The organism is Pseudarthrobacter sp. GQ63, from assembly GCF_059758765.1.
In genome coordinates this window covers 39,692-56,822 of the sequence record NZ_JCAXEF010000009.1, presented here as the reverse complement: position 1 = coordinate 56,822, position 17,131 = coordinate 39,692, and the positions used below count along the sequence as shown (strand labels likewise).

Annotated in this window: 18 protein-coding genes and 1 tRNA gene; 7 read left to right on the top strand and 12 right to left on the bottom strand. The window is 65.7% G+C overall.

The genetic code is table 11. The annotated features are described in order from the left end of the window. Position 1: 1 nt before the first annotated feature. Both AC6CHP_RS14805 and pdhA read right to left on the bottom strand, forming a co-directional pair. On the bottom strand, positions 2-1,012 hold the full coding sequence (locus AC6CHP_RS14805) for an alpha-ketoacid dehydrogenase subunit beta (RefSeq protein ID WP_498230685.1): 1,011 nt from the start codon (positions 1,010-1,012) through the stop codon (positions 2-4). After that, positions 1,012-2,181, bottom strand: a complete 1,170-nt coding sequence (gene pdhA / locus AC6CHP_RS14800) for a pyruvate dehydrogenase (acetyl-transferring) E1 component subunit alpha (RefSeq protein ID WP_377195738.1) — start codon at positions 2,179-2,181, stop codon at positions 1,012-1,014. Before pdhA ends, AC6CHP_RS14805 begins: the two co-directional genes overlap by 1 nt. A gap of 195 nt (positions 2,182-2,376) precedes the next feature. Between pdhA and AC6CHP_RS14795 the strand changes: the two genes are divergently transcribed. Continuing rightward, on the top strand, positions 2,377-2,850 hold the full coding sequence (locus AC6CHP_RS14795; RefSeq protein ID WP_377195739.1) for an Lrp/AsnC family transcriptional regulator: 474 nt from the start codon (positions 2,377-2,379) through the stop codon (positions 2,848-2,850). Between the two features lie 134 nt (positions 2,851-2,984). After that, the gene (locus AC6CHP_RS14790) at positions 2,985-3,539 is read left to right on the top strand and encodes a hypothetical protein (RefSeq protein WP_498230682.1); all 555 of its coding nucleotides are present in this window, start codon (positions 2,985-2,987) and stop codon (positions 3,537-3,539) included. 77 nt (positions 3,540-3,616) lie between these two features. Here the strand turns inward: AC6CHP_RS14790 and AC6CHP_RS14785 are convergent, their stop codons facing one another. Together AC6CHP_RS14785 and AC6CHP_RS14780 are read right to left on the bottom strand one after the other, a co-directional pair. Next, positions 3,617-5,233 (bottom strand): monocarboxylic acid transporter, encoded by a 1,617-nt coding sequence (locus AC6CHP_RS14785; protein ID WP_188732157.1) that lies wholly within the window; start codon positions 5,231-5,233, stop codon positions 3,617-3,619. Continuing rightward, on the bottom strand, positions 5,230-5,610 hold the full coding sequence (locus tag AC6CHP_RS14780) for a DUF485 domain-containing protein (protein ID WP_104185235.1): 381 nt from the start codon (positions 5,608-5,610) through the stop codon (positions 5,230-5,232). Before AC6CHP_RS14780 ends, AC6CHP_RS14785 begins: the two co-directional genes overlap by 4 nt. A 182-nt stretch (positions 5,611-5,792) precedes the next feature. Between AC6CHP_RS14780 and AC6CHP_RS14775 the strand changes: the two genes are divergently transcribed. The 4 genes from AC6CHP_RS14775 to AC6CHP_RS14760 are packed head-to-tail and all read left to right on the top strand — an operon-like array spanning position 5,793 to position 9,581. Then, positions 5,793-6,989, top strand: coding sequence for a sensor histidine kinase (locus AC6CHP_RS14775; protein WP_498230780.1), 1,197 nt, complete (start codon positions 5,793-5,795; stop codon positions 6,987-6,989). Between the two features lie 54 nt (positions 6,990-7,043). After that, a complete protein-coding gene (locus AC6CHP_RS14770; protein WP_377195707.1) occupies positions 7,044-7,760 on the top strand; it encodes a LytR/AlgR family response regulator transcription factor in 717 nt (238 codons plus the stop codon). Beyond that, positions 7,757-8,107, top strand: a complete 351-nt coding sequence (locus tag AC6CHP_RS14765; protein ID WP_498230679.1) for a DUF485 domain-containing protein — start codon at positions 7,757-7,759, stop codon at positions 8,105-8,107. The genes AC6CHP_RS14770 and AC6CHP_RS14765 overlap by 4 nt, the downstream gene beginning before the upstream one ends. Before the next feature lie 7 nt (positions 8,108-8,114). Continuing rightward, positions 8,115-9,581, top strand: coding sequence for a sodium/solute symporter (locus AC6CHP_RS14760; protein ID WP_188732160.1), 1,467 nt, complete (start codon positions 8,115-8,117; stop codon positions 9,579-9,581). Positions 9,582-9,597: 16 nt separating this feature from the next. Here the strand turns inward: AC6CHP_RS14760 and AC6CHP_RS14755 are convergent, their stop codons facing one another. The 6 genes from AC6CHP_RS14755 to rpsB all read right to left on the bottom strand — a co-directional run bounded on the left by AC6CHP_RS14755 (position 9,598) and on the right by rpsB (position 14,589). Beyond that, the gene (locus AC6CHP_RS14755) at positions 9,598-10,182 is read right to left on the bottom strand and encodes a DivIVA domain-containing protein (RefSeq protein WP_188732161.1); all 585 of its coding nucleotides are present in this window, start codon (positions 10,180-10,182) and stop codon (positions 9,598-9,600) included. A gap of 89 nt (positions 10,183-10,271) precedes the next feature. Beyond that, on the bottom strand, positions 10,272-11,195 hold the full coding sequence (locus AC6CHP_RS14750; protein WP_188732163.1) for a phosphatidate cytidylyltransferase: 924 nt from the start codon (positions 11,193-11,195) through the stop codon (positions 10,272-10,274). Then, on the bottom strand, positions 11,195-11,752 hold the full coding sequence (gene frr, locus AC6CHP_RS14745; protein ID WP_066274709.1) for a ribosome recycling factor: 558 nt from the start codon (positions 11,750-11,752) through the stop codon (positions 11,195-11,197). The genes AC6CHP_RS14750 and frr overlap by 1 nt, the downstream gene beginning before the upstream one ends. A gap of 127 nt (positions 11,753-11,879) precedes the next feature. Next, on the bottom strand, positions 11,880-12,617 hold the full coding sequence (pyrH, locus tag AC6CHP_RS14740; RefSeq protein WP_066274706.1) for a UMP kinase: 738 nt from the start codon (positions 12,615-12,617) through the stop codon (positions 11,880-11,882). A 140-nt stretch (positions 12,618-12,757) separates the two neighbouring features. Then, a complete protein-coding gene (gene tsf / locus AC6CHP_RS14735; protein WP_066274704.1) occupies positions 12,758-13,594 on the bottom strand; it encodes a translation elongation factor Ts in 837 nt (278 codons plus the stop codon). Positions 13,595-13,722: 128 nt separating this feature from the next. Further along, a complete protein-coding gene (gene rpsB, locus AC6CHP_RS14730; protein ID WP_188732164.1) occupies positions 13,723-14,589 on the bottom strand; it encodes a 30S ribosomal protein S2 in 867 nt (288 codons plus the stop codon). 467 nt (positions 14,590-15,056) lie between these two features. Here rpsB and AC6CHP_RS14725 point away from each other — a divergent pair, with 467 nt between their 5' ends. After that, positions 15,057-15,617, top strand: coding sequence for a M23 family metallopeptidase (locus tag AC6CHP_RS14725; protein WP_498230675.1), 561 nt, complete (start codon positions 15,057-15,059; stop codon positions 15,615-15,617). 34 nt (positions 15,618-15,651) lie between these two features. Here the strand turns inward: AC6CHP_RS14725 and AC6CHP_RS14720 are convergent, their stop codons facing one another. After that, on the bottom strand, positions 15,652-16,842 hold the full coding sequence (locus AC6CHP_RS14720; RefSeq protein ID WP_498230673.1) for an acyl-CoA dehydrogenase family protein: 1,191 nt from the start codon (positions 16,840-16,842) through the stop codon (positions 15,652-15,654). A gap of 146 nt (positions 16,843-16,988) precedes the next feature. After that, a tRNA-Ile gene (locus tag AC6CHP_RS14715) sits at positions 16,989-17,062 on the bottom strand. Between the last annotated feature and the right edge of the window lie 69 nt (positions 17,063-17,131).

Below are 17,131 nucleotides of genomic sequence, written 5' to 3'. Positions count from 1 at the left end.
CTCATCCTTCCAGCCCGCTGAGGGAGTTCGGCCGGCCCAGGGCACGGTCTACGCCGTCCAGGATCCGGTCCAGGCCCGGCAGGTGGTGCATCTCAAGCTTTGAGTAAGGGTAGGGAATATCGAATCCGGTGACGCGGACTGGTGCCGCCTCCAGGTGGTAGAAGCACCGCTCGGTAATACTGGCGGCCACTTCCGCCCCCAGGCCGCCCGACTGTGCGGCCTCGTGGGTGATGACCAGGCGCCCGGTCCTGCGGACGGAGGCCACAACTGTTTCGTAGTCCACCGGTGCCAGCGAGCGCAGGTCGATGACCTCGATGGAAACTCCTTCATCGGCGGCGGCCGACGCGGCGTCCAGTGCCGTCTTGACCAGCGGGCCGTAAGCAACCAGCGTGACGTCGGTGCCTTGGGTGAGGACGCGCGCCTGGCCCATGGGCACGGGCGCGGTGTGGTCAAGGGACTCGTCCACGTCGCCTTTGTCGTGGTACCGCCGCTTGGGCTCGAAATAGAGCACGGGGTCGTCGCAGGAGACCGCCTGCTGGATCACGGTGTACGCGTCCTGGGGGCTGGACACCGTGACGACGCGCAGGCCGGACGTGTGCGTGAAGTAGGCCTCCGGCGATTCGGAGTGGTGCTCAGGCGAGCCGATCCCGCCGCCGAACGGAACCCTGATGGTGATGGGCATCTTGACTGCCCCTCGGGTGCGGTAGTGGAGCTTGGCCACCTGGCTGACGATCTGGTCGAACGCCGGATAGATGAATCCGTCGAACTGGATCTCCACCACCGGGCGGTAGCCACGGTAGGCGAGGCCGACGGCGGTGCCCACGATGGCCGATTCGGCCAGGGGTGTATCCACCACCCGGTGCGTGCCGAAGTCCTTTTGCAGCCCGTCGGTCACCCGGAACACGCCGCCGAGGGTGCCGATGTCCTCACCCATGAGCACCACTTTGGGGTCGTTCTCCAGGGACTTCCGCAGGCCCGCGTTGATGGCGCGGGCAAAGGTCATCTGGGTCATCAGCGTGCACCTTCTTCTGAAACGGCTCCTGCGGGATCACCGAAGGTGGCCAGGTAACGGGCGTAGTGGTCCTGCTGCCGGTCCAGCCAGGAGTTGGGCGTGCTGTAGACGTTCTTGAAAACGTCCAGGGGCTCCGGGTCCGGCAGGGTGGTGCAGCCCGTCCGCATCTCCCGTGCCACGGCGTCGGCCTTGTCCTTAACCTGCTGCTGCAGTTCCGCGGTCAGCAGGCCCTTCCGCTCGAGTAGAGCGGCGATCCGGCTGATCGGGTCGCGGGCCGCCCAGTCCTCGAGCTCGTTGGCGTCGCGGTAGCGCGTTGGGTCATCCGCCGTGGTGTGCGGGCCCATGCGGTAGCTGACGGCCTCGATGAACGTGGGGCCGCCGCCGCGGCGGGCCCGGTCCAGGGCCACACGGGTGGCTGCCATCACGGCCAGGACGTCGTTGCCGTCAACCCGCAGGCTGGGGATGCCGAATCCGGCGGCCCTGTCGGCCAGCTGGATGTGCGACTGGAGCCGGACGGGCTCGGAGATGGCCCAGTGGTTGTTGGTGCAGAAGAACACCACGGGCACCTGGAAGCTTGCCGCGAAGACCATGGCCTCGTTGACATCGCCCTCGCTGGTGGCGCCGTCACCGAAATAGGTCACGGCCACGGAATCGGCGCCGTCATTCTGGATGCCCATTGCATAGCCGGTGGCGTGGAGGGTCTGGGCGCCGATGATGATCTGCGGGGTGGCCATGTTGATGGTGTAGGGATCCCAGCCCGAGGACGCAGTGCCGCGCCATACCCGGAGGATGTCCGTCAGGTCCACTCCCCGGCAGTAGGCCACCCCGTTCTCCCGGTAGCTGGAGAACACAAAGTCGTCCGTGCGGAGCGCCCGGCCCGAACCGATCTGCGCGGCTTCCTGCCCCAGCAGCGGCGGCCACAGTCCGAGTTCGCCCTGCCGCTGCAGGGCGGTTGCCTCGACGTCGATACGCCGGATCACGGTCATGTCCTCGTAGAGGGAACACAACTGCTCGTCAGTGACGTCCCTGACCCAATAGTCGAACTCCGGGTGGCTGATCCGCTCACCGGAAGGGGTGACCAGTTGGACCAGATCCCGCCCCTGCCCCTGGGGGTGCCGGGCGCTGTTGGAGGCGGCTGGTCCGCCCTGGCCCGTTTCGTCTGTAGACACGATAGCCCGCAACCTTCTTACGTCGTTGACCCGCGGTTTTGGGACTTGTGGCCCCTTCGGCCGCCGGCCGCCCGGGCGCCGTTGCCCCGGATATTTGTGACCCTACTCACAATGCTCAGGAGGTACAACTACCGGCGCGATCACTGAGCAAAATGCTCTGCGGAAGGGCACGGGACCGTGCTAGCGTTGCGCATTATGCAAGCCTTGGATGGCACCGACGCCCGCCTGCTCTCTGCCCTGGCCCAGGATGCCCGGCAAACGGTGGTGGCACTGGCGCAGAAGCTTGGCCTCTCCCGGAACACCGTGCAGGCGCGGATGGCGCAGCTGGAGAAGAAACACGTCTTCCTGTCCTTCGAACGGCGCATCAATCCGGCGGCCCTGGGCTACCCGCTGATGGCCTTCATCTCCGTCCATGTCCAGCAGCAGCGGCTCGCCCTGCTGGCGAAGGAGCTCGCGGACATTCCCGAGATCCTCGAGGGCTATGGCCTGACGGGTTCGGCGGACCTGCTGCTGCGCGTGGTGGCGGTGGATGCCGAGGACCTGTTCCGGATCAACGGGAAAATTTTGGCGTGCGAAGGCGTGGACCGGACCGACACGGCGCTTGCCATGGGAGAGCTTATTCCCTTCCGTGTCCAGCCCCTCCTTGAACGTGGTCCCGGGCGGGCTTAGCAGCCGGCGCACTTTTGCGGAAGGCACGACGCCGGCGGCCCGCGCTATAGGCTGAATGCCAGTAAATCGGCGGGGCAGGCACAGCGCCCCGCATCCAGGCGGTGCCATGCACCATTTTCCGGAAAGGCTCCACCTTGAGCACTCCCCAGGAACCGTTTCAGCCGGGCCGCGCCGGCGCCGCGTCCCCGCAGCTGGCACATCCTCCGCACTACGGGCAGGACCCGGGGTCCCCCTTCGGGCTCCCGGGGCAGCCCCCGCCGAGGAGCCGGCGGAAACTGTGGATCATCCTGGCGGGCGCCGGCGGCGTCCTGCTGCTGGTGGTCCTGGGCATCGTCATTCTGGTTAACGTGGTGGGCAGCGCCACCAACCAGGCCAGGGGCCTGGCTGACGGTTTCACCAAACTGGTCCTTGCCGGGGACAGCTCCAAGGCCTATGACGAGTACCTCGACCCCGCGCTCCAGGAGCAGCTGTCCAAGGAGGCCTTCATTGAAGGCGTCAACAGCCTAGAGATGGATGAAACCTGCACGCCGGACTACAGCGACCTCAAGGTGGCCACCGAGAACGGCGTTAAGTCCGCGGATGTTGCCGGCCTGATCACCTGCGACGGCAAAAACGTGGACCTTGCCTACCGCTTCGAGGGCACTGACGATCTCAAGATGACCAATATCAAGCTGCGGCCGGCAGCGTAGTCCCGGCCGGCACAACAAAGCCTCCGCACCGGGGAACTGTTCCCCGGTGCGGAGGCTTTGTTGTTGCTGCCGTCAGCTCAGTGGTCGACGGCCTTTTCGGCACCCACCCCCGTAAGGGAGCGGACTTCCATTTCGGCCTGCTTGGCGGTGTCCTCCCGCTTCTTGTCGAGCGTCGTTCCGAGCCAGCCCAGGAAGAAGGCGAGGGGGATGGACACGATGCCCGGGTTGCTCAGCGGGAAGAGTGCGAAGTTGACGTCCTTGATCATGGATGTTGCTCCGCCGGAAACCACCGGCGAGAAGATGATCAGGATGATCGCGGAACCCAGGCCGCCGTACATGCTCCAGACTGCACCCTGGGTGGTGAACTTCCGCCAGAACAGCGAGTAGACGATCGTGGGCAGGTTGGCGGAGGCGGCGACGGCGAATGCGAGCGCCACGAGGAACGCCACGTTCTGTCCGTTGGCAAGAATGCCACCCAGGATGGCGAGGACGCCGATGACCACAACGGTGCGCCGGGCCACCTTCACCTCGGTGTCGGCGTCGGCCTTGCCCTTGGAAATGACGCTGGCGTAGATGTCATGGGCAAAGGAGGCGGCAGCCGTGATGGTCAGGCCGGCCACGACGGCGAGGATGGTGGCGAAGGCCACGGCCGAGATGAAGCCCAGCAGCAGCGGCCCACCCAGGTAGAAGGCCAGCAGCGGGGCGGCCGAGTTCACGCCGCCCGGTGCGCCCTTGATGGTCTCGGCACCAACGAGGGCAGCTGCACCGTAGCCAAGCACCAGGGTGAAGAGGTAGAACAGGCCGATCAGCCAGATTGACCACACCACGGACTTGCGGGCTTCCTTGGCCGTGGGGACCGTGTAGAAGCGCATGAGTACGTGCGGCAGCGCTGCGGTGCCCAGGACCAGGGCGAGGCCGAGTGACATGAAGTCGATCTTCGAGGTTTCCGTCTTGCCGTACTGCAGGCCGGGATTCAGGACAGCCGGGTTGTTGGCCGTCTCCACTGCGGCGCCCAGGAGGCTGGAGAGGTTGAAGCCGTAGATGGCCAGGACCCAAATGGTCATGACGGCTGCGCCTGCGATGAGCAGGATGGCCTTGATGATCTGCACCCAGGTGGTGCCCTTCATGCCGCCGATCAGGACGTACATGATCATCAGGGCGCCGACGACGATGATCACCAGGGCCTGCCCGCCCCAGTCGCTGATGCCAAGGAGCAGGGAGATCAGGCTGCCTGCGCCTGCCATCTGGGCCAGGAGGTAGAAGAAGCAGACGGCGAGCGTGGAGATGGCCGCGGCGATGCGGACGGGCCGCTGCTTCAGCCGGAAGGACAGCACATCGGCCATGGTGAACTTGCCGGTGTTGCGCAGGAGCTCGGCCACGAGCAGGAGTGCCACGAGCCAGGCCACCAGGAATCCGATGGAGTACATGAAGCCGTCATAGCCGTTGATGGCGATGGCGCCGGTGATGCCAAGGAATGAGGCTGCGGAGAGGTAGTCGCCGGCGATGGCGGTTCCGTTTTGCGAGCCGGTGAAGGAGCGGCCGGCGGCGTAGTAGTCCGCGGCGGTTTTGTTGTTCCGGCTGGCGCGCAGCACGATCACCATGGTCACGGCCACGAAGATGCCGAAGATTCCCATGTTGAGCAGCGTGGTGTCCTTGAGGGCGGCGACGTCCACCGCTGTTGCGATGCCGATCATTTGCTTGCTCCGCTCACTCGGTTGCCGTGCTTATCAAATTCGTGCCCCTCGATTTCGTCCCTGATTTCCTTCGCGATGGGGTCCAGCCGCTTGTTGGAGTAGTGGACATACCAGCCGGTGATGGCAAACGTCGACACGAACTGGAGCAGGCCGAGGATCAGGCCTACGTTGATGTTGCCCCAGACCTTGGTGGACATGAAGTCCACGGCGTAGTCGGCGAGCAGGACGTATGCGAAGTACCACAGCAGGAATGCGACTGCCATGGGAAAGACAAAGCTGCGGTGACGCTTGCGCAGTTCCTTGAACTGCTCCGTCGACTGGACCTGCTCGAAGTCCACGGACGCCGCTGCGTCCGGAGTGTGGGCATCGTTACCCATCGTTCCTCCTCGTTGAGACTTGCCTGAACACACCCAACGGCAGGCCCTGAAGACGGGATACCGCAAATGTGACTGCAATCACTCTGCAGGCTGCATCGCGCCAGTTCCAGAGCCTGCAGGCCTGCGGGCGCTCAACGGTCGGGATGCTGCGACAAACGGCACCCGCGGCTACGCTGGGCACCATGCCGGACTCCCCCCTCCTGACCGCCGTGGCCGTGGCCGTCATCGCCATGGCCATTGCCGTCGTCGTCGGGGTGGGGCTCAAGGTGCTCAGGTCCTTCCGCGACCTGGGCACCGATGCGGAACGCGCCACATACCACACCCTGCATGCCGCTTCCCAGGCAGGCCAGCACCTGCGCCGGGGCCTCAACCCCGCCGGCGCTGCCAAGGCCAGCCGCCAGCTGCGCACCCTGCTGGGCTGTGACGCCCTGGCCATCATGGACACCTCCGGAGTATTGGCGTGGGACGGTGCCGGCGAGGACCTGAAGCCGCGGATGATGGATCTTGCTGCCGGAGTCCTGGCGAGCGGCCGGACAGCTGTCCTTCCTGCCGGGGAGGCAGGGGCCGCCACGGAGGCCACCGGCGGCCCGCTCGCCGCCGTGATCGCACCGGTGCGTGCCGGCACCCGGGTGGTGGGCGCCGTCGCCGCCTTCGCTCCCGCCGCCGGCGCGGGGCTGGTCAGGGCCACCAGCGAAGTGGCGGACTGGGTGGCCGTGCAGGTGGAACTTGCGGAGCTGGACGCGTCCCGCACCCAGCTGATGGAGGCCGAGGTGCGGGCCCTGCGCGCGCAGATCAGCCCGCATTTCATCTACAACTCGCTCAATGCCATCGCATCCTTCATCAACACCGACCCCGCCCGTGCCCGGGAGCTGGTGGTTGAGTTCGCCGACTTCACCCGGTACTCGTTCCGGCGGCACGGGGACTTCACCACGCTGGCTGAGGAACTCCGCTGCATCGACCGGTACCTGCTGCTGGAACGCGCCCGGTTTGGTGAACGGGTCCAGGTCAGCCTGCGGGTGGCACCGGAAGTGCTCAGCACCGTTATCCCGTTCCTCAGCCTGCAGCCGCTGGTGGAGAACGCGGTCCGGCACGGGCTCGAGGCCAAGGAGGGGCCGGGACACATCAGCATCACCGCCAACGACGCCGGCGCGTTCGCGGAGGTGACCATCGAGGACGACGGCGTGGGCATGGATCCGGAGCAGCTGCAGTCCATGCTGGCCGGCCACACAGACGGCGAGCATGTGGGCCTGCGCAACGTCGATGCCCGCCTCCGCCAGGTCTACGGCAACGACCACGGGCTGGTCATCGAGACCGCGCCCGGCGAAGGAACCCTGATCACCATGCGGGTCCCCAAGTCCCAGCCCGGGCACGATGCGTGACCCTGCCCGGACCGCCGGCGCCTTGCCCCTGCTCCGGAAAGCTACCCTAGGAGCATGATTAACGTCCTCGTCGTTGATGATGAGCTGCCTGCCGTAGAGGAACTGGCCTTCCTGCTGGGCAAGGACGAGCGCGTGGGCAAAATCCTCCGCGCCACCTCCGGCAGCGATGCGCTCAAAGCGCTCGCCTCCGCCAGTATTGACGCCGTCTTCCTGGACATCCACATGCCGGCGGTGTCCGGCCTGGACATTGCCCGTGCCATCGCCGGGAGCAGCCGCCCGCCCGCCGTCGTGTTCGTGACAGCGGACGAGGACCACGCACTGGACGCCTTCGAGCTCGCGGCAGTGGACTACCTGCTCAAGCCCGTGCGGGTGGAACGCCTGTCACGCTGCGTGGGGCGCATCAGTGAACTGCGCGACGGCGGCGCCGCCCCGGAGATGATCACGGTGGACCTGGGCGGGACCACCAAGATGATCAGGCGCGACGACGTGACGTACGTCCAGGCGCAGGGGGACTACGCGAGGCTCCACACCGCCGAAGCCAGCTACCTGATCAGGGTCCCGCTGGCGGACCTCGAACAGCAGTGGGCGGATGCGGGGTTCATCCGGACGCACCGGTCCTACCTCGTGGCCCTCAAGCACGTGACCTCGATGAAGCTCGCCGCGGACGGTCCCAGCGTCACCGTGGCGGGCGCAGGCCTTCCCATCAGCAGGCGGCACCTGCCCACGGTCCGGGAAAAGCTTGAGGCCACCCGGATCAGGCCCAATACATGACCAGGGTGCGGGTGACGGCTCCGCGGACAGCGGCGCGTCCGGCCAAGGAGACGAGGGAGGCCGCGCAGGACTCGGAAGTGGGCCAGGTGTTCGTCAGGTCCCTGATCAGGTCCCAACTTCGGCTGGCCATGGTGGTGGCTGCAGGTTTCCTGCTGATCCTTTGCGCCTTCCCCCTGCTGCTCGCAGCGGTCCCCGGCCTGGCGGAAACCCGGGTGGCCGGCATTCCGTTCGCCTGGCTGCTGCTGGGGGCCGGCATCTATCCTGTCATCGGGCTCAGCGCGTGGCTGTACATCCGGACTGCGGCGCGCAACGAGGCCCGCTACCGCGACCTGGCCGAGGACCAGTGAGGGCTCCGTGAACCCCGGAGTGGCAATAGCTGCCCTGGTAGGGGTGTCCGTGGCCACCGCGGTCATCGGTTTCTACGGCCTGCGGATTTCACGGACCACGGGTGACTTCTATGTTGCCTCCCGGACGGTCCGGCCGTGGTGGAACGCCTCCGCCATCGGCGGCGAGTACCTTTCCGCCGCCAGCTTCCTGGGAGTTGCCGGCCTGATCCTGTTGTCCGGCACGGATGCGCTGTGGTTTCCGGTGGGTTACACGGCCGGGTACCTGATGCTGCTGCTCTTCGTGGCCGCACCGCTGCGGCGGTCCGGGGCCTACACCATCCCGGACTTCACCGAGGCCAGGCTTGACTCCCTGCCGGTCCGAAAAGTGACCAGCCTGGTGGTGGTGCTGGTGGGCTGGCTGTACATTGTGCCCCAGCTCCATGGCGCTGCCCTCACCATCCGCATCACCACGGGCCTGCCGTCCTGGGTAGGATCCGTGGCGGTGGTGATTGTTGTGTGCCTCACCGTGGTGGCGGGCGGCATGCGCTCCATCACGTTCGTCCAGGCGTTCCAGTACTGGCTCAAACTCACCGCGCTGGCCGTGCCCATCCTGTTCATCATCTTTGTCCTTGCCGGCAGCGGGACCGCCCCGCTCGCCCCGCCGTCGGTCAACCCCACCGGCGCGCCCCCTGCCGGCCTCTACCAGAACGTCTCGCTCCTGGTGGCCCTCCTGTTCGGAACCCTGGGCCTGCCGCACGTCCTGGTGCGCTTCTACACCAACCCGGACGGGCAGTCCGCCCGCCGCACCACGCTGATCGTCCTGGGCCTGCTGTCCGTGTTCTACCTGTTCCCTACCGCGTACGGGCTGGTGGGACGCATGTTCGCTCCCGGCCTGGCTACTGCGGGCCAGGCCGACGCCATGGTGCTGCTGCTCCCGGGGGAACTGGTGGGCGGAACGGCCGGGGACCTGTTGTCAGCCCTGGTGGTGGCGGGAGCCTTCGCCGCGTTCCTGTCCACCACGTCGGGGCTGGTGGTTTCCCTGGCCGGCGTCATCAGCCAGGACGTCCTGGGGGCAGGCGTGGGCAGCTTCCGGCTGGCAGCAGTCATTTCCGCCGTGGTGCCGCTGGGCTTTGCGTTCATGACCGATTCGTTCGCCCTCGCCGGGAGCGTCGGGCTGGTGTTCGCATTCACGGCCTCAACGGTCTGCCCGGTGTTGCTGCTGGGCATCTGGTGGCGCGGGCTGACCGACGCCGGCGCCATCGCCGGGATGCTGACCGGCGGGGTCCTGTGCGGCGGGGCAATGATCGCCGGAGCCCTGGCCGGGGCAGCCAGCACGCCCGGCTGGCTGGCCCAGCCGGCGGCGTGGACGGTTCCCGCCGCCTTTGCGGTGATGGTCATCGTGTCCCGCGCAACGTCGCAGCGGATCCCCAAAACCATGTCGAAGGTGATGACCCGGCTGCACACCCCCGAGCGGCCGCTGGCCACCGAACGCTGAGGCGGGGCCGGCAGGATCAGTCGATGGCAGCCATGAGCTCGACGACCCGGTCCAGGAAGGCATCCACCTGGGCTTCCTCGTACCCGTCGCGGCCCGCGGCGGGGCGGAAGACCGCCCGGCGGACGCTGTCAACGCTGAGCGGCTTGTCCTGCTCAAGGTAGGCGATGAGCTCACGGCACAGCCGGTCGACGTCGGCCGTGTTGTAGCTGCGGGCCTTCTTCTTGGCGGGGCGGCGGAAGCGGTCGCCGTCCGGCCGGTGCAGGCGGCCGCGCAGGATGCCCGAGAGGTGTCCGATCTCGCGCAGCCAGGCTTCCTCGCCGCTGGCAGCGATCAGCTCATCACGTTCCCTGCGTGCGAAGGCATCCTCGAGCCGGTCCAGTGCGGCATCCACGATGGCCGCGGAGTATCCGCCTTTGACCGGATCGAAGGAGACAGCCCGCACATCCGAGCTGTTGATGGGCTGCGGCGCTGATTCCGGGTTCTCCAGCGATACGCGCGCCTGCTGCAGGAACTGGTCCACCTGTTTGGCGTTGTAGCCGTATTCGCCGCGCTGGACGCGCTCAAAGGACGCAGGGATCTGCCGATGAATGTCCAATGCCACTTTGCTTCCTTCAATGCTCTTCAGCGGTGGTGCTTTCTGCACCAGCTTATTTGTGCCGGGGGTTCTCTGCAGGTCCGGCAGGGTTTGTGTCAGGCGACGGACACCAGTCCGTACAGGATGAACGCGGCCGGGGACGCGAACACGATTGAGTCGAGCCTGTCCATGACTCCCCCGTGCCCGGGCAGGATGCTGCTCATGTCCTTGATGCCCAGTTCGCGCTTGACCATCGATTCCGCGAGGTCGCCCGCCGTGGAAGCCGCCACCAGGCCGACCGCCAGGACGACACCCACCCACCAGGGCTGGTCCAGCACATACAGGCAGGCCAGGATTCCAATGAGAATGGCCCCGCCGATGGAGCCGGCGAATCCTTCCCAGGACTTCTTGGGACTGATCTTGGGCGCCATGGGGTGCTTGCCCAGCGACGCACCCACCAGGTATCCGAAGGTGTCGTTGGAGACCACCAGCAGGAGCATCACGGCTACCTGCCACGCGCCGTGGGGAACCGTTCCGCCCGGCCAGAGGCCCAGGGGCGTTGCACCGCCGGCCGCGTGCAGCGGCAGGATGGCGAAGCTGATGAAGAACGGCACCCAGCCGAGCGTGAAGACGCCGGCGAAGATGCTGTTGGCGGAACCTGCCGCGCTTTCGATGGACCGCCACAGGAGCACGGCCACTGAGCTCAGCAGCATCGCGAACAGGAGGCTCTCGATGCCTCCGAGGTAGGCGGCAAACGGCATGGCGACAGTACCCGTCATGACCGGGATGATGGGCATCCTGGTGCCGTTGGCCTCCAGGGCGCGGTAGATTTCCCACACGCCGAAAATGGCGAAGGTGGTGGTGACCGCTACGAAGGCAAGCGGGAGGAGCAGCAGTCCGCCCAGTACGGCGAAGAGCATGGCCAGGCCCACCACGACGGCGGCAGGGAGGTTCCTCCCTGCCTTCGGCGTCGGGTTGCTCCTGGGCTGCTTCCCCCGTATGCGCGCCCTGGATGCCGGGGCCTGATCTGCCTGGCCCATCAGACTTCGAGCAGCTCTGCTTCCTTGCGCTTGAGCAGCTCATCGATGCCGTCAACATGCGCCTTGGTGAGGCTGTCCAGTTCCTTCTCGGCCCGGGTGCCTTCGTCTTCGCCGGCTTCGCCGTCCTTGACCAGGCGGTCCAGGGTTTCCTTGGCCTTGCGGCGGATGTTGCGGATGGAGACCTTGGCGTCCTCGCCCTTGGTCTTGACGATCTTGACGTATTCCTTGCGGCGTTCCTTCGTCAGTTCCGGGATGGTGATCCGGATGACGTTGCCGTCGTTGGACGGGTTGGCGCCGACCTCGGAATCACTGAGCGCACGTTCGATATCCCGCAGCGCCGTCTTGTCGAAGGGTGTGATGAGGATGGTGCGGGCGTCCGGGATGGCGAACGAGGCGAGCTGCTGCAGCGGGGTGGGTGACCCGTAGTACTCCACCAGGACCTTGTTGTACAGGCCCGGGTTGGCACGCCCGGTGCGGACGGAAGCGAAGTCTTCCTTGGCTACCTCTACGGCCTTGTCCATCTTTTCTTCGGCTTCGAGCAAGGTTTCTTCGATCACGGTCTCTCCTCAGATTCTGGTGCAGTCCGGGGCGCCGGGTCCATGCACAAACGTGGTTCTTTGATGCCGGCCCGCCCCCGCCCGCAGGGGCAGGAACGGAACAGTCCTGAAATCATCCTAGCTGTAGCTAGGTGGTGACCAGCGTGCCCAGCTTTTCGCCGAGGATGGCCCTGGTGACGTTGCCTTCGCCTTCCATGCCGAAGACCACCATGGAAAGGTCGTTGTCCTTGCACATGGTCATGGCGGTCTGGTCCATGACCCGGATGTCGCGGCGGAGGGCGTCGTCGTAGCTGAGGGTTTCCAGCCGCTCGGCGGTGGGGTCCTTCTTGGGGTCGGCGGTGTAGACGGCGTCCACGCCGCTCTTGGCCATCAGGACGACGTCGGCATGGACCTCGAGGGCCCGCTGGGCGGCGACGGTGTCGGTGGAGAAGTACGGCAGGCCCGCGCCGGCACCGAAGATGACCACGCGGCCCTTTTCCATGTGGCGGATGGCACGGCGGGGAATGTAGGCCTCGGCGACCTGGCCCATGGTGATGGCGCTCTGGACCCGGGTTTCGACGCCGGCCTGTTCCAGGAAGTCCTGGAGGGCAAGGCAGTTCATCACGGTGCCGAGCATGCCCATGTAGTCCGCGCGGGAACGGTCCATGCCGCTCTGGGAGAGCTCCGCACCGCGGAAGAAGTTGCCGCCGCCGACGACGATGGCCACCTCCACCTGGGGAACGGCTGCAGCGATCTGCTTGGCGACGTCGCGGACGGTCTCGGGGTCAACGCCCAGCTTTCCGCCGCCGAAGACTTCACCTGAAAGCTTCAAGAGGACCCGGCGTCGGCTTTTCTCTGGCTGGATTACAGTGTTGACGGCTTCCATGATGCCTTCCCGTTGGTGGACTCTAAAAAGGTTATCCTGCTGCGTGGCCAAAGGTCTTATTCCGGCCTGTTCCATACGGGGCATCCCCCGCGCATGCAAAAGGGGCGGCCACCGAAGTGGCCACCCCCTTGCAGTTTCGGCTAGGAGCCGACGCGGAAACGCGTGAACGCGGTTCCCTTGACACCGGCCTCTGTGAGGACCTGCGCCACGGACTTCTTGGCGTCCTTCGCGAATGCCTGGTCAACCAGGACCTCACCCTTGTAGAAGCCGGTAACGCGGCCTTCCACGATCTTGGTGAGCGCGGCCTCGGGCTTGCCCTCAGCCTTGGCGGTCTCTTCGGCGATGCGGCGCTCGGACTCGACCAGGTCGGACGGGACGTCCTCGCGGGTCAGGTAGTTCGGAGCCATGGCAGCGATGTGGACTGCGACGTCGTGTGCTGCGGTGGCAGCGGCTTCGCCTTCACCGTCAACAGCGAACAGCACGCCAACCTGGGCCGGAAGGTCCTTGGAGGTCTTGTGCAGGTAAGCGTCGACCGTTGCGCCCTCAATGCGGGAGATGCGGCGGACAACAACCTTTTCGCCCAGGACAGCGCCTTCTTCGACGACGACCTCGGAGAGGGGCTTGCCGTCAACATCGGTGGCGAGCAGGGTCTCGAGGTCGGCAGCGCCGGACTCGACGGCCACGGCCAGGACCTTGTCGGCCAGCTGGATGAACTTGTCGGCCTTGGCCACGAAGTCGGTCTCGCAGTTGACCTCGATCATGACACCGACGCCGTTGCTGACCTTGGCGGCCACCAGGCCTTCAGCGGTGGAGCGGCCTTCACGCTTGGTAGCGCCCTTGAGGCCCTTGATACGGATGATTTCGATGGCCTTCTCGGCGTCACCGTTGGCCTCGTCAAGAGCCTTCTTGACGTCCATCATGCCGGCGCCGGTGCGCTCGCGCAGGGCCTTGATGTCCGCGGCAGTGTAGTTCGCCATGTGAACCCCTCTGTCTAGAAATGTGTGGTGGTGTACGGACTGACAGGACGGCAGCCCACGGGTGGGCCGCCATCCTGTCAGCAGCTCCGGCGCTGCAGGCAGCGCCGGAAAATCCGGATGTACTTGTGTTACTTGGCGTCTTCGGCGGGAGCCTCGGCAGCGGCCGGAGCTTCCTCGGCAGCCGGAGCAGCAGCCTCTTCAGCGGCCGGAGCGGCAGCCTCTTCAGCCTTGCTGCCTTCGAGGAGCTCGCGCTCCCATTCAGCCAGGGGCTCTTCCGGAGCTTCGGCAGCACCGGTGCCGCGGTTGTTGCGGGCGATGAGGCCCTCGGCAACGGCGTCGGCAACAACGCGGGTGAGGAGGTTCACGGAGCGGATGGCGTCGTCGTTGCCCGGGATCGGGAAGTCGACTTCGTCAGGATCGCAGTTGGTGTCCAGGATGGCCACAACGGGGATGTTCAGCTTCTTGGCCTCGTCAACGGCGAGGTGTTCCTTCTTGGTGTCCACGATCCAGAGCACGGACGGTGCCTTGGTCAGGTTGCGGATACCGCCAAGGTTGGTTTCCAGCTTGGTGAGTTCACGGCGAAGGAGCAGCAGTTCCTTCTTGGTGTAAGCGGAACCGGCGACGTCGTCGAAGTCGATCTCTTCGAGTTCCTTCATGCGCTGGATGCGCTTGGAGACGGTCTGGAAGTTGGTCAGCATACCGCCAAGCCAACGCTGGTTGACGTACGGCTGGCCGACGCGGGTGGCCTGCTCGGCGATCGCTTCCTGGGCCTGCTTCTTGGTGCCGACGAAGAGAACGGTGCCGCCGTGTGCAACGGTGGCCTTCACGAACTCGTAGGCACGGTCGATGTAGGACAGCGACTGCTGCAGGTCAATGATGTAGATGCCGTTGCGCTCGGTGAAGATGAAGCGCTTCATCTTCGGGTTCCAACGGCGGGTCTGGTGTCCAAAGTGGACGCCGCTGTCAAGCAGCTGGCGCATGGTTACGACGGGCATGCCGGCGCTCCTTCCGGCAGGTCATTCATGAGAGAGCCCATGGCTCTCTTACCCTGCCAATAGTTGACGGTTGATTAGCGTGGCCCGGGCCGGGCCGTGCTCCTGGCATCCACCATGCTTCCCATCAGGACGATGGTCCTGACCGCAGGAGGCCTGATCCTCCGTCAGCGAGGCCGGAGCGTCGCTTGCAGGAGGGCTGGATGCGCGTAGTCAGCTGCTGCTCCCCCACACTCCTGAATGAGATGTGCCGACGCATTCCGGACACGGGCATATACCGTTGGAAAGACCACTGGGATATCCGCCGGACCGAAAGCATTGAGGGCGCAGCAAACTGCTCCACCAAGTGTACTACAGGCACCTTCAGCAGGAGGACACTGACGAGGACAGTGACGACGCCGGCACGGGGCTTGTCCACATAGCCGGCGTGGGCACTCCCGGCGCCTTTGAAGCAGGAGCAATCTGGTGGCATGAAACCATCACGGCAGCTCGCGGCCCTTCTCCTGCTGCCGGCCTTGCTGACCCCGGCCGGCGGGCCCCTGGCGTTCGGGCCGGCCTATTCCGTGCAGCAGGCGGGGCATTCCCCTGCGGGCGCCAGCTCCCCGGCGGTGGCCGTGCCTTCGTGGCAATGGCCGCTTGCCCCGCGCCCGCAGGTGCTGCGGCATTTCGATCCCCCGCCCAAGCCCTGGCTCAGCGGCCACCGCGGCGTTGATTTGGGAGCAACGGCCGACGGCGCACCGGTCACCTCCCCGACGGCGGGTACCGTCAGCTTCGTGGGCATGGTGGTGGACCGGCCGGTGATCACCATCGACCACGGGGATGGGCTGCGGAGCAGCTTCGAGCCGGTGGACAGCACCCTGGCCGCCGGGACCCCAGTGGCGGAGGGCCAGGTTATTGGCACTGCGCTTCCCGGGCATTGCTCTACCGTGCTCTGTGTCCACTGGGGCGTCCGGCGCGGGGAAGATTACGTGGATCCGCTGCAGTTCGTGATGGACCTGAGGCCATCGGTCCTGCTGCCCCTGGACTCCTAGGGAGCAGCAGGCCTGACGAGGCCTGCCATGGACCCTAGACGATAGCGGAGATCCCGGTGATGGCCCTGCCGGTCACCAGCGTGTTGATCTCGTGCGTTCCTTCGTAGGAATAGATAGCTTCTGCATCCGCAAAGATTTTGGCCATCTCAAAGTCCGTCACAATGCCGTTGCCGCCCAGCAGGCTCCTGCCGATCGCCACGCTCTCACGCATCCGCGCAGTGGTGAAAGCCTTGGCCAGGGCGGACTGCTCATCCTTGGCCTCGCCGGCGTCCTCCAGCTGGGAGAGCCGGACCATCATGCCCATGGAGCTGACGGCGTTGCCCAGAATCTGGACCAGCTGACTTTGCACCAGCTGGAAGGATGCCAGCGGCCGGCCGAACTGGTGGCGCTCCACCGCATAGCGCCGGGCCACGTCGAAGGCAGCCAGCTGCTGGCCGACGGCCTGCCAGGCCACACCGAGCCGGGTGACCTTCAGGACCTTGTTGACGTCGCGGAAGCTGTTGGCGTTGGCGAGCTTGAAGAAGTCGGGCACCACCACATTGTCCAGCTTGATGTCGGCGTTCTGGACGGTGCGGAGCGCAATCTTGTTCTCGATTTTGCTGGCGCTGAAGCCACCGAGTGACGTGTCCACCAGGAACCCCTTGACCTTGTCATCGGCGAGGTCGCGGGCGTAAACCACCACCCAGTCGGAGAAGGTTGCATTTCCAATCCAGCGCTTTTCTCCATTGAGGATCCAGGAGTCCCCTTCCCTGCGCGCCGTGGTGCGGGTTCCGCCCGCCACGTCCGATCCGCCAAGCGGCTCAGTGAGGCCAAAAGCCCCGATCTTCTTCATGCTGTAGATGTCCGGGAGCCATGCATCCTTCTGCTCCTGCGAAGCCAGCGCTTCGATGGAACCCGTGAACAGCCCGTCATGGACTCCCATGAAGGTGGAAATGGAGGTGTCGGCGCGTGTCACTTCGGCGTGGACCAGGCCGGCGAACAGGTTGGAGTGGCCCTGCCGGTGGACGGGGCTGACCAGGTCGATGCCGGCAAGCTTCGGGATGAGGTCCATCGGGAACTCGCCCCGGTTCCAGCAGTCCACTGCGATAGGCCGCACTTCGCGGGCCAGGAACTCCCTGATCTCCGCCAGCCGGTCCCGTTCCTTGTCGCTCAGCAGTTGCTCGAAGGCGAAAAAGTCGCCATCCGCATAGGGAAGTTCGTTGAGGTCGGCAGCGGTGGTGGACATGGTTACCTCACAATGATCAGCGGTGACCGGAGCTCTCCAGGAAGGAGCACGGTAAGTTACTGCTCAGTAACTTACCGCAGATCTAAGGCTTTAGAAAGAAAACCGCGGCTGGCATGCATGCCGGCCGCGGATTCCGCGTTGGGGGGTAGGGCTACTCGGACTTGAACCGAGGACCTTAGGATTATGAGTCCCGCGCTCTAACCAGCTGAGCTATAGCCCCTAGATGTCCCGAACCTCCCGCGATCGGTACGCGGTGGCAGGGCAAAATTACTCTAGCAAACCCGGGAAA